Below are 12,226 nucleotides of genomic sequence, written 5' to 3' on the forward strand. Positions count from 1 at the left end.
ATGTTGCGGGGATAATCCCGGCTTGCCTGGCGCGTCCCCGCCAGTCAAAAACAAGAGCGGGGTGGCCTTGCCGTCCCGCTCTTGTTTTTCCTGTCATTTTTCCGGAAATGCCAGGACGGCAAAACGCGAGAATATCCAAGACGTCTGGAGTCCGAATGCTGACTGACGTTTCCGCCCTGCCCGGGCTGGTCTGGGCCTATCACATCGATGCCGCCAACGGCCATGCCCGGCGCCTGACGGCACAGGAGGCAGAAACCGGTCTTTTACCGCAGCAGGGCTTTCTGTGGCTGCATCTCAATCTGGCCGATAGCCGCGTTCCCGCCTTTATCGAGCAGTTTTCCGGGCTGAACGAGGCCGCCCGCACGGCCCTTATCACCCATGAGCATCACGCGGCACTGGGCGTGGACGAGCAGCTCATTTTTGGCACGCTTGTCGATTTCCAGCGCGAATTCGATGCCGCGACCCGCGATCTCGGCTGGCTGCATTTTGCCCTGTCGGACCGTTTCATCATCACCACCCGGCTCCAGCCCATACGCTCTGTGGATCTGCTGCGCGGCGCCATTGAAAAGAACCCGGCGAAGTTTGCCTCCCCGCTGCATGTCTATGAGGTGCTGGTGGCCGAGTTTCAGCGCGGCATCATCCAGCTCGTGCTGGAAATGACCGACGAGATCAACCGCATCGAGGATGTGGTATATGGCGAGGACATGCGCGACGAGCGCACCCGTCTTGCGCCCGTGCGCCGGGTGATCGTGCGCCTGCACCGGCATTTGCGCGGCATGTTGAGCCTGATGCGCCGGGCCTCCGCCGTGGATGAAGATGAGTTTCCGCAGGGGTTCGAAGATGTCGCCTCGCGGCTGATCAACCGGCTGGAATCAGCCGATCACGATGTTTACGCCCTGCATGAGCGCGCCCGCCTGCTGCATGAAGAAATCGATTCCAAGCAGACCTCGGAAACCAACCGGCATCTTTACGTGCTGTCGCTGATGACGGCCTTTCTGCTGCCGCCCTCGCTCGTCACCGGCTTTTTCGGCATGAACACCTCGCACCTGCCCTTTACCACCGGGCCGGAGGGGTGGATCTATGCCACCGGCCTCATGCTGGGCTCCATCTTCCTGGCCTGGCTGGTGCTGCGGCGGGCGAACATATTGTAAGCTCTTGCGTATTTGCGTCAAACACGCAAGAGCGCTGAGTGGAGCGCCTCAATAATAGGGCGAGTAGCACTGCTGGCGCATACCGTCGTAATTCACGAAGGTATTGCTGTAGCTGTCATAGCTGCGATAACGCATCTGGCACCATTCATAGTGGCGCGGATTGATGCCTCCGCCATAGGAGGGCGGCGGCGGCGCCGGGCGCGGCTGCGAGGCTATTGCACCCCCGATGATCGCACCCGCGGCAAAAGCCGCCAGCGGATACCAATAGCCATCCCGATGGCGACGATAGCCGGGGCGAAACTCGCGGTAGCCACGATAACCACCATAATAGCCGGGCGGCGGCGGCGGGCGGCGGTAATAGCCATCGTCGCGCCACTGCACCTGCTGCACCAGCCCCGGCTGATCGGCAACACCTGCCGCAGCATAGGGCGAAAGCGGCATGGCGCCGGCGGCGGACACACTGGTGGCCAGAACGGCAAGGCCGGTGACAGCCACCGCAAAAGCTTTGATCTTCGTCATCCTTTTCTCCATTGCCAAAGGGCATTCGAAGGGGCACCCTTCCATGGGGCAGGCGCCGGATTCATGCTGAAGCGGAATCTAGAGGCGGACACCTGAACCGGCCATTAACGGCAGCGCGAACAGCCACGCAGCAAGCCTCGCGAAATGCCGGAGGGTTAGGTTCTGTTCCGTTGAAAGGACATTGTTCCACGGCCAGCACGAGGCGGCAACGCCTGACACCCTCGATATTAGGGGATTCTTAAGTGCAAGGCGGAAAAATGACCTTTCGTCTGCGTTGTCCGGGAGGCTGTCATGTCGAAGCTTAGATATTATGCCGCGCCGAAGGCTGAGGATCAGGCCCCTCGCCTGCCAAAGGCCATTCACAGCGAGTTTCTGCGCACCGGCAAGATCATGCGTGACAGCGAGGATTGGCTGGCCGATGAAAAGCGCTATCTGACCTATGAAGAGGTGGCCACCCGCACCGGGAAACGGCTGGAGGCAGCGGGCGAGACCACGCATCAGCGCATCAACAGTTTTCACAAGGCCATTCGCTTTCCCAAGGTGGTGTTTCATCGCACGCTGGATGGCATTCCCCATCTCGGCTACTGCCATGTCACCGCCGCCCGCAGCAGCTTTCACGATTATGCCGATGTGCCCTGGGCCTTCTACATCGCCAATTTCAATGCCGACATTGGTGGCGAGGAAGGTTTTTTCAAACGCATCACCCCGCAATATGGCCGGATGTATTTTGCCGTGGCGCTGAAGCCCGATCCCAAGCAGCGGCAAATGGTCATCGACCGCTCCATCCGCGATAACGGCCTGCTGTTCCAGACGGCAGACCCCATGCAGGCCTTGAAAAACGTTTTGCTGCTGGGTGCGCGCACCTCTGCGCTGCGCAAGATCATTGCCAGCATGTGAGGGGGCCTCCCCTCACGGCAGCCTTTGGGGAAGGTGGAATATGGATTCCACGTTTCCCTTTCTCCTCAGACCTCCACCTCCACGTCACCCTTCGGACGTGAGCAACAGGCGAGGATATAGCCCTCCTCGATTTCCTCATCGAGAATGCCGCCATTGTGGTTCATCTCGACCTCGCCGGAAAGCTTCATCACCTTGCAGGTGCCGCACAGGCCGGATTCGCAGGCCGCACCAATGCGCACGCCCACCGAGCGCGCCGCTTGCAGCACGGTAAAGCCGGGCTCGCAGGTCGCGGTTTTACCGGCCATGGAGAAGGAAACCTTGAGCGGCTTTGCCTCCGCGCCTTCCTCGTTGACGAAGACCGGCACGTCCGGCGCGGCGGGCTTGAAGCTTTCTTCGTGATAACGCGCCATGTCGAAGCCTGCACCGGCAAGGCTTTCGCGCACGGTGGCCATGAAGGGTTCCGGCCCGCAGCAAAATACGGTGCGCTCCAGAAAATCAGGCGCCAGCAGCGCGATTTTCGCCTTGTCGATCCGCCCTTTCAGCCCGGTCCAGAGCTGCGAACGCTGCAAATCCTCGACAATGAAGCCGAGCTGGAAATGCGGCAGATAACGGGCCTTGTATTCCAGTTCCCAGCGGAAAATAATATCATCGGGCGTGCGGGCGCAGTGAAGAAAGGCAATGTCGCTATCCGGCTGGCGGTCGGCCATGTCGCGGGTCATCGACATCATCGGCGTGATGCCGGAACCGGCCGAGATGAACAGATATTTCTCGCCCGGATGCTTCACATAGGAAAAGTCCCCGAGCGGCCCGAAGGCCTTGATCTTCATGCCCGGCTTCAGATTGTCGAACATCCAGCGCGTGCCGATGGAATCGGCCTGCGCCTTCACCGTGACCGCCACCGTATAGGGCCGCGACGGGCTGGAGGAGAGCGTATAGGTGCGCAGCACCGGCTCCGGTCCCACCGGCAGTTCCAGCGTGACGAACTGGCCCGGCAGGTAGCGAAACCAGTGTTCCGGCCTGTCCGGCTTGAAGGTGAAGGTCATCACGCCCGGCGCTTCCGGCGTCCAGGCGACGCATTCCAGAAGATGCTCCCTGTCGGACCAGGGACGCATCTCATCGACATGCTTGTAGGAAATATTTGCCATGATTTACCGGTGGGGAATGCGCGAGGCACATTGCGTGACATGTGGAGAAAAGGGCCGGTAAATCCGGCCCCGGAAGGGATCAGGCCACCACGGAAAGGCGCTGCTTGTCGCCTTGCAGGCGGTTTATCATGAAATTGGAGTACCATTCCACGAACTGCATGACGCCGCCCTCGTGATCGGGCGAATAGGGGCCGGGCTCATAGGCGGGCGAGCGGATGCCGAAGGCATTTTCCTCGACAATGGCGCGGTCCTGATCGTTGGTCATGTTCCAGACATGGGTGAGCTGGTCGATGTCGTAATCGACGCCTTCCTTTGCATCCTTATGCACCAGCCAGGTGGTGGTGACAGCCGTTTCCTCGGCGCTGATCGGCAGCACGCGGAAGGAAATGGCATGATCGCCCAGAAGGTGGTTCCAGGTGGTGGGATAATGGAAGAGCAGCATGGTGCCGATATGCGAGATCTTCACATCGTCCGAAAGCGGCCGCTTGACGGCGCGCTTGCCGTCCATGGTGTAGCTTTCGGCTTCCTCGATCAACGGCATCCGCGCCACGCGGAACTGGCCGCTCTGATGCATGGTAAACTGGCTGGGAAGGCCTGCGCCTTCGCAGCGCTGCCAATGCTCGGTAATGAAGGGATCCTCGCCCGCGCCCTGCACGCCGGTGGCCGAAGGCGCTTCCGGATAGGTGCGGCAAAGCTCCGGATGGTTGCCGGCGCAATGGTAGCATTCGCGGTTGTTTTCCCAGACGAGCTTCCAGTTGCCCTTTTCGATGATGGTGTTCTTGTGCGCAACCTTGGCCTCTTGCAGCCGGTGCGGCAGCACATAAGGCTCGGCAGTGGCGCGGAAGGTGGAAAAATCCACAGGCTCTGCGGCCAGACAGATGAAGATATAGCCCGCCATGGTTTCGCAGGCCACGGGCTTCATGCCGAATTGCGACTTGTCGAAATCCTCGCCCATCTGGCGGGCAAAGACCAGCGACCCATCGAGATCGTAGGTCCACTGGTGATAGGGACAGACCAGCTTTGCAGACGCGCCGCGCTCCTGCGTGCAGACGCGGTGGCCGCGATGGCGACAGGTGTTGTGGAAGGCGCGGATCACGCCGTCGCGGCCGCGCACGATCACCACCGGATAATCGCCGATCTGCACGGTGACGTAATTGCCGGCCTTCGGAATTTCGCAATCATGGCCAATGAAGAGCCAGTCGCGATACCAGATCATCTCCATATCGAGCTTGAAATAATCCTGATCGATATAGAAGGGCTGCTCCAGGCTGAAGCCTTCCCGCCGGTTTTTGAGCTGGCGCAGAACAGTGCTTTGAAGATCCATGATACCCTCTTTCTCAAGAGCGCGAGAGCATCGAACAGGTGGAATTTTCCGCCCGCGAGCGCACAGCGCAACCCATGCCTGATGATCCAGCCCCTTCCCCAGGCACTGATCCTACCCCATTTCATGGATCGGAACCATTCCCTTTCAGCGGATTTGAGACTGTCTCTATCTAGCCATAAGCCATGGCGTTCTGCCGCCTTGGCCTACGACATCACAGATATGGATTGCGACATGGTGCTGTTTGCGACAGCCGGGCAAGCATTTGGGGGAAAACGGGCTTGCCGTTTTCCCGGATGCGCCAGCCGCCCGTCATGCGGCCCGTGACATATATCCACCGGCGGAAGCCTTGCCGATCTGGAACTGACCCAGAAGCTGGCGCAGCTTGTTGACCTCGCCTGCCAGCGACGCACTGGCGGCGGTGGTTTCCTCCACCATGGCGGCATTCTGCTGGGTCATCTGGTCCATGTGGTTGACAGCGCTGTTGACCTCGTTGAGACCGACGGACTGTTCCTGGGCGGAGGTGGCAATGGCGTCCATGTGGCCATTGGCGGTTGCGACATAGCCTTCGATGGTCTTCAGCACCTCGCCGGTATCGCGCACCAGCGTCACGCCGGTTGAAACCTCCTGCGTGGAATTGCGGATGAGGTCCTTGATCTCCTTGGCGGCCTGGGCCGAGCGCTGGGCAAGCTCGCGCACTTCCTGCGCGACAACGGCAAAGCCTTTGCCCGCTTCACCGGCACGCGCGGCTTCCACTCCGGCATTCAGCGCCAGAAGATTGGTCTGGAAAGCGATCTCGTCGATCACGCCGATAATGTTGGAAATCTGATTGGAGGAGGTTTCGATGCGTTGCATGGCCTCCACCGCATTGGCAACCACCTCGCCGGACTGGCGCGCCGCCTTGTTGGCCTCGATGACCACCGAGCGCGCCTCCTGCGTGCGGCGGGCGGAATTGGCCACATTCACGGTGATTTCATCGAGTGCGGCCGAGGTTTCCTCCAGCGATGCCGCCTGCTGCTCGGTGCGCTTGGAGAGGTCGCCCGCGCCGGAGGCGATTTCGCTGGAGCCGCTGTTGATATTCGTCACCGATTCCAGCACCGCGCCCATGGTCAGGCCCAGCGTGCGCACCGACTGGTTGAAATCGTGACGGAGATTTTCGAATTCCTCGGAGAAGGCTTCGTTGAGCTCCACCGTCAGATCGCCGCTTGCCAGCCGTTTGAGCCCCGTCGCAAGGCCGGAGGTCGCGACAAGAAGGCGCGCGCGCGCCTCTTCCTGCGCCCGTTCCTGGGCAAGTTTCCGGTCCTCTTCCAGCCGCAAGCGGCCCGCTTCGGCCTCCGCCTCCAGCTGTCGCTTGGCCACGGCATCGGTGCGGAAAACTTCGACCGCGTCCGACATCAGCCCGATTTCATCCTTGCGCGGGCCAAAATCGGCCCGGCGCTGCGTATCACCGGAAGAAAGCCGGTTCATCGCATCGACCAGAAGCTTGATGGGACGCACCACCGTGCTGCGCAGCACGAAGGTCGTGGCAAGCAGGATCAGCACGATCATGACCTCAATGCCCAGCGTCACAAGCCGCGAATATTCCTGGACAAGCTGAAGATAGGCAAGCGCGTCGGCAGTGAGCTTGCGGGAATTGGTCACAGAGGACTTGAAGGCTTCGGTAAGCCGGGCGGTGACGGGCCGCGTGATCTGATCGCGCTTGGCCGTCAGCGCCACAAGATCGTGATTGTCCTGCACCCGCTGTTCCTTGACGAAATCGCGGATTTTGGCGGCGGCGGCCGCATAATCGGCAAAGCCTGCGGAAATGGTCTGCAAAGTGGCCGTATCGGTTGCGACCGCAAGCGCCGGCTTGAGCGCGTCCTGCCCGGCCGCGGCCGCTTTGGTGACGGACGTCATTTCGTCTTCGACTTCCTTCACCGTCGGCGCCAGCATGACATTGCGCACGCCGCTTTTCATCTCCACCAGCATCCGCTCGCTTGTCGAGAGACTGTCGAGAATGGTGCGCTCGCGCTTTACGATGTCTTCAGCGGCATCGATGGCGCGTCTGGTCATATGCTCGTTCGCCACCAATCCCAGCACCATGGCGATGCCAAGGCCAGAGGCCACGTAAATCTTTCGGGCGATGGTGATATTGGTTAGAAATGACATCGACGTTTCCCGCTCCTGAGGCATTTTCCTGGCAATGCTCTGAGAGCGCATCCGGTGAGCAGAAATTCACCGGATGCGCTCCAAGCTTTTGTTTTCCCGCATTTCCGGACGGAAAACCGTAACGACACTTTTCCTGGAAATGCTCTGAGATCACCACTCAATGGCTTGCTTCATCACGCATCATCCGGCCGGATCGCGCTTCACGCGGCAGGACGCTGCTTTAAAACCTTGAGGATGCCCCGACACAGTCAGGATAACCGGCACTTGCGTGCAATTTTCCCGAAAGCAACCGGATATTGGCGTGAGTATATTACATATATATTAATTTAGTACATTCTACGTTTATCAGGCGTGGAAATTTCTACCCGCCGCAACCATTCCGGCGCAACGCGCCCCGGAACGAAACAGGCAACCTCCCTTTGCTCCACCACTTTCAACCGGAGTGATAGACGATTGCCGGTTAAGGAATGATGCAGGACCGTCAAAACCCAATCCAGGCAAAGTGACGCGAGGATCGACAAGATAATCGCTTTAAAATAGAGTATTGGCGCATTTTCAGGAAAAGTGGAAACCGGTTTTCCGCCCGGAAATGCATAAACCAGCGGATTGCCATGACCCAGAACCTGCCGGAACTTGCCGCGCTGTTGAGCGCCCAGCGTCTTGCCTTCGACACTTCCCCCTTCCCTGCCCTTGCCGGGCGTCTGGAAGCGATCGGCCGCGTGCGGCAACTGGTCGAGACCTTTGGTACCCGTCTTGCGGAGGCGATAGACCGGGATTTTGGCAGGCGCGCCCCGGCGGAAACCGCGCTTCTGGAACTGGGTCCGGTGCTTTCGGCCGAGCGGCACGTTCGCCGCCATCTGGCGCGCTGGATGGCCCCGGAGCGACGGACGGCAAGCCTTGATTTTTTGCTGTTTCGCAATCGCGTCGTCTATCAGCCGCTTGGCGTCGTCGGCATCATGGCGCCGTGGAACTACCCGCTGATGCTGACGCTGGAGCCGCTGATCGAGGCGCTGGCGGCGGGAAACCGCGTCATGATCAAACCTTCCGAGCTGTTGCCGCAGACTGCCGCCCTGTTGCAGGAGGCGGTCGCGGCTTTCTTCGCGCCCGAAGAGGTGACGGTGGTGACGGGCGGCGCCGATGTGGCGGCAGCCTTTGCCGCCCTGCCCTTCGATCATCTGCTCTTTACCGGCTCGACTGCGGTGGGCCGCAAGGTCATGGCGGCGGCGGCGGCCAATCTTACGCCGCTGACACTGGAGCTTGGCGGCAAATCGCCCGCCATCGTCACCGAAAGCTGGCCGCTGGAAAAAGCCGCCCGCGATATTGCCTTTGGCAAAATGGTGAATGCCGGGCAGACCTGCATCGCGCCAGATTATGTGCTGGTGCCACGGCCGCTGCTCCAGCCGCTGGCCGACGCCATTCTCCGGGAGATTACCCGCTTTTATCCTGAAAACCGTCAGGGTGTGGACTATACAAGCCTGGTGGGCAATGGCCTTGAGCGGCTGGAGGCGGCCATAGCCGAAGCAAGCGCGGCAGGCGCACAAATCCTCACCTGCGAGACGCCCCTGCCCGGTCCGGGCAAAAGACTTGCCCCGACGCTGGTTCTCGATCCAGACCGCAGGAGCTCGATCATGCAGGAGGAGATTTTCGGACCCGTGCTGCCGCTCGTCCCCTATGAAACACTGGAAGAGGCCCTGCGCTTCATTCGCTCCGGGCCACGCCCGCTGGCGCTCTATCTGTTTTCGGGCGACAAGGCCGAGCAGACGGAAGTGCTGACGGAAACCCATTCCGGCAATGTGACGCTGAACGGCACGCTGATGCACATTGCCCAGTCGGACCTGCCCTTTGGCGGGGTCGGCCCAAGCGGCGTCGGTGCCTATCACGGACGCGACGGGTTTCGCCGCTTCTCTCACGCGAAGGGCGTATCAGAGGTGCGCGGCTTGAACCCCGCGCGCCTGATTTCTCCGCCCTTCGGCAGGCTGGCCCGGCTTATCGCGCGCTTCCAGATGCGGCAATGACGGTTTCGCTCTCTCGCCTGCCGCCCTTGCGATAAAGGAAGAGCGAGGCAACGAGGCCGCAGACACCGGCAAAGCCCATCCAGTAGCCGGGGGCCGCCTTGTCCTGGGTCGATTCGATCAGCCAGGTCGAGATGGCAAGCGAGGAGCCGCCAAGCGTGGTGGCAAGGCTATAGGCCAGTGAAAAACCCGCCGTGCGCACATTGACCGGGACCACCTCGGTAAGGGCGACGACCATGGCGCCGTTATACCAGGCATAGATGAAGGACAGCCACAGTTCCACCGCCAACATGCGCCCGAAGGTGATGTCGCTGACCAGCCAGTTGAGCGCTGGATAGGCGGTGAGAATGGCCAGCAGCGAAAAGACGATGAGAATGGGCTTGCGGCCGATGCGATCGGAAAGCGCGCCCGACACCGGCAGCCAGATGAAATTCGAAAGGCCGACGGCAATCGTCACCAGAAGCGCATCCGCTTCCGGCAGTTTGAGCACCGTCTTGCCGAAGGACGGGGTGTAGACGGTGATGAGATAGAAGGACACCGTCGTCATGATGACCATGCCCACGCCCCCCAGCACCACCGCCCAATTGGCGGCCAGGGTGCGGAACACTTCGCCCGTGGTCGGCGCCTTGTGGGCGCGGGCGGCAAATTCCGCCGTTTCCTGAAGCGAGCGGCGGATCACGAAAATGAAGGGAATGATCAGACAGCCGATGGCGAAGGGAATGCGCCATCCCCAGTCGGAAATCTGCTGCGGCATCAGCAGCTTGTTGAGCGTGAAGCCGATCAGCGCCGCCACGATGATGGCCACCTGCTGGCTGGCCGATTGCCAGCTGACGTAAAAGCCCTTGCGGCCGGGGGTTGCCATTTCCGAAAGATAGACCGACACGCCACCCAGTTCCACACCTGCGGAAAAGCCCTGCAAGAGCCGCCCGATCAGCACCAGCAGCGGCGCTGCGATGCCGATGGTCGCATAGCCCGGAACAAAGACGATGAGCGCCGTGCCCATGGCCATCAGCGCCAGCGTGACGATCAGCCCCTTGCGCCGCCCGATGCGGTCGATATACGGCCCCAGCGTCAGCGCGCCGATGGGCCGCATGACGAAGCCCGCTGCAAAGCTGAGGAATGTGGACATCAACGAGACCAGCTCGTTTTCGTTTGGAAAGAAGGTATGGGCAATATGGCTGGCATAAATGCCGAAAAGAAAGAAATCGAACATTTCAAGAAAATTGCCGCTCGTTACCCGCAGCACGGTCTTGATTTTTTCGGCCCGCATCGTCTGCATGGCGCGTCTCCCTGTCATTCAACGCTTCAGACCGCGACGAGCGCCACGGCCTGAGAAAGGCGTGCAGGCCGCCCAGGGTGTGTGGGTATTCAACTTTGGGCGGGCTGCAAACGGCAATTTGCTGCGATTCCGGTGCTCATGTACATTAAGTACACTCCGCTCCGGTTCTCGCAAATCACCGTTTTCGCCTCACCCAACGTCGAATCCCCACACACCCTGGTCAAGCCCACACGATGGATTGCACTTCAAAATGGCTGGAGCCGTGCCTGCAAGGCGGTGCAGGGCCTTGCCGAAGCGACACGCAGCAGCCGGAAATCGGAAATGCGTTAAAATAAACCTACAGCTGTCCGGTATGTCCCTGACATGCCGGACAGCGCTAGCGCTAACACCGTCACGCCGTCACTGCAACGCAAAAAGTCCTCGGCCCGTTCCGCAACCCGGAGTTTGGCACGAGGAGATCGGCCCGGACTGCAACGCGCCGGAAAACACCCCGGCGCCGCAAGGGCAGCCGGAGCGCTGGAGAAAGCAAAAATGTTTGAAATCCGCACCGGCCCCCAAGTACCGGCGTGGTTGCGCGCCTCGTTCTCAGTTCACGACGTAAGGCTTGTAGATAAGCCAGTCCTTCGGCACATAGGCATTGCCTTCCGCCGCGCCATAAACCGTCACCGTATCGCCCCCGGCCGCTTTCGAGGCCCCCAGCGCACGTTCCGAACAGGTCATCAGGTCGAAAGCATTCGGCGCCTGTTCTGACAAGCAAAGCCCAAAGGACATGGTGAGCGGCCCCAGCGAACCGTTCGATCCCGCATTGATCACCGCCGTTGCCTTCAGCTTGGCGCGCACGGCATTGACGATGCGGCTGATTTCATCCTGATCGGAGGTATAGAACAGAATACCGAACCGGCTGCCATCGAAGCGGCAAACCAGATCGTCCGTTCCCGCGACCGCCTTGACCACCTTGGCGATCTGCTTGATGAAGCGCTCCGTCACCGTCGGGCCGAGATGGTCGGCCAGTTTCTGGAATTCATCGATTTCACCAACCGCCAGCCCGCACAGCAGCGGCATGGCCGGATTGACGTAGATTTTCGCCAGTTCCTTGTTGAAGGCCCGGCGGCTGCCCATGCCGGTCAGCGGATCGACGAACTTCGCCTGCTCCACCTGCTCGGCCTCGCGCTGCACGCCGGCAAGCTGTTCGGATTTTTCGGCAACGGTTTTCACAACGTTACTGTTTTCGGCCACCCGCTGCTCGGTGGCGGCCTTCAGCGCCTGGATCTGGCGGCTGAGTTCCGGATTGCCAAGATCGGCTTCCGTGCCGATCACGCGGCTGGCGTCGCCGATCAGGCGGCCATAATCCGATAGCGAGGATTTTTCCTGATTGAGCAGATTGATGAAACTGCTCATCTCGGCGCGCACCTTGGTATTGTGGCGCGCCAGGATCGCTTCCTCATGATGATGGGGCAGATATTTGCGCCCCAGCGCATCCAGCGCTTCCTGCGTTTTAACCTTGCCCAGCGCGATGAATTCGCGCACCAGATCCGGATTGCTGCCCGAATAGGCCTCATAGACAAGCTCGTAATTGCGCGGCAGGCCTTCAATGCCCATCTGGTGCATGGCAGTGGCGACGCGCAAGGCAATGCTGGAAGCCGGATTTTTCAAAGGCTGCATCGAATGCTTCCCCGATTGGAATCAACGTTCGATGACACACTAGCCCGATCCTTCTTTCTTTCGGTTACAGGGATCGGTAAAGTTTTAGAGAC

9 protein-coding genes are annotated in these 12,226 nt (G+C 60.4%); 3 read left to right on the forward strand and 6 right to left on the reverse strand.

All coding sequences use genetic code 11. The features are described 5' to 3' along the window. Positions 1-155 precede the first annotated feature (155 nt). Complete coding sequence (locus tag T424_RS0107440; RefSeq protein ID WP_027487179.1) at positions 156-1,151, forward strand: transporter; 996 nt, start codon at positions 156-158, stop codon at positions 1,149-1,151. A 48-nt stretch (positions 1,152-1,199) separates the two neighbouring features. Here T424_RS0107440 and T424_RS0107445 read toward each other — a convergent pair whose 3' ends face one another. Then, positions 1,200-1,670 carry a BA14K family protein gene (locus tag T424_RS0107445; protein ID WP_027487180.1) on the reverse strand — a complete coding sequence of 157 codons (471 nt, stop codon included), beginning with the start codon at positions 1,668-1,670 and terminating at the stop codon, positions 1,200-1,202. 291 nt (positions 1,671-1,961) lie between these two features. Between T424_RS0107445 and T424_RS0107450 the strand changes: the two genes are divergently transcribed. After that, positions 1,962-2,567, forward strand: a complete 606-nt coding sequence (locus T424_RS0107450; protein WP_027487181.1) for a DUF6656 family protein — start codon at positions 1,962-1,964, stop codon at positions 2,565-2,567. A gap of 65 nt (positions 2,568-2,632) precedes the next feature. On the opposite strand, the gene T424_RS0107455 is transcribed toward T424_RS0107450, so the two are convergent. The 3 genes from T424_RS0107455 to T424_RS20395 form a co-directional block, all read right to left on the reverse strand. Beyond that, positions 2,633-3,712, reverse strand: coding sequence for a hybrid-cluster NAD(P)-dependent oxidoreductase (locus T424_RS0107455; RefSeq protein ID WP_027487182.1), 1,080 nt, complete (start codon positions 3,710-3,712; stop codon positions 2,633-2,635). Positions 3,713-3,791: 79 nt separating this feature from the next. Next, entirely contained in the window at positions 3,792-5,036 is a 1,245-nt protein-coding gene (locus T424_RS0107460) for an aromatic ring-hydroxylating oxygenase subunit alpha (RefSeq protein ID WP_027487183.1), read from the reverse strand. A gap of 309 nt (positions 5,037-5,345) precedes the next feature. Further along, a complete protein-coding gene (locus tag T424_RS20395) occupies positions 5,346-7,181 on the reverse strand; it encodes a methyl-accepting chemotaxis protein (RefSeq protein ID WP_051558846.1) in 1,836 nt (611 codons plus the stop codon). Between the two features lie 611 nt (positions 7,182-7,792). Here T424_RS20395 and T424_RS0107470 point away from each other — a divergent pair. Continuing rightward, complete coding sequence (locus tag T424_RS0107470; protein ID WP_027487184.1) at positions 7,793-9,196, forward strand: aldehyde dehydrogenase family protein; 1,404 nt, start codon at positions 7,793-7,795, stop codon at positions 9,194-9,196. Here the strand turns inward: T424_RS0107470 and tcuC are convergent. Then, positions 9,168-10,472: an MFS transporter gene (gene tcuC, locus T424_RS0107475; protein WP_027487185.1), complete on the reverse strand. Its 1,305-nt coding sequence runs from the start codon at positions 10,470-10,472 to the stop codon at positions 9,168-9,170. The genes T424_RS0107470 and tcuC overlap by 29 nt on opposite strands. Before the next feature lie 585 nt (positions 10,473-11,057). Then, positions 11,058-12,134: a GGDEF domain-containing protein gene (locus T424_RS0107480; RefSeq protein ID WP_027487186.1), complete on the reverse strand. Its 1,077-nt coding sequence runs from the start codon at positions 12,132-12,134 to the stop codon at positions 11,058-11,060. Between the last annotated feature and the right edge of the window lie 92 nt (positions 12,135-12,226).

The sequence above is a fragment of the Allorhizobium undicola ORS 992 = ATCC 700741 genome, from assembly GCF_000621665.1.
GTDB classification, from domain to species: Bacteria; Pseudomonadota; Alphaproteobacteria; order Rhizobiales; family Rhizobiaceae; genus Allorhizobium; species Allorhizobium undicola.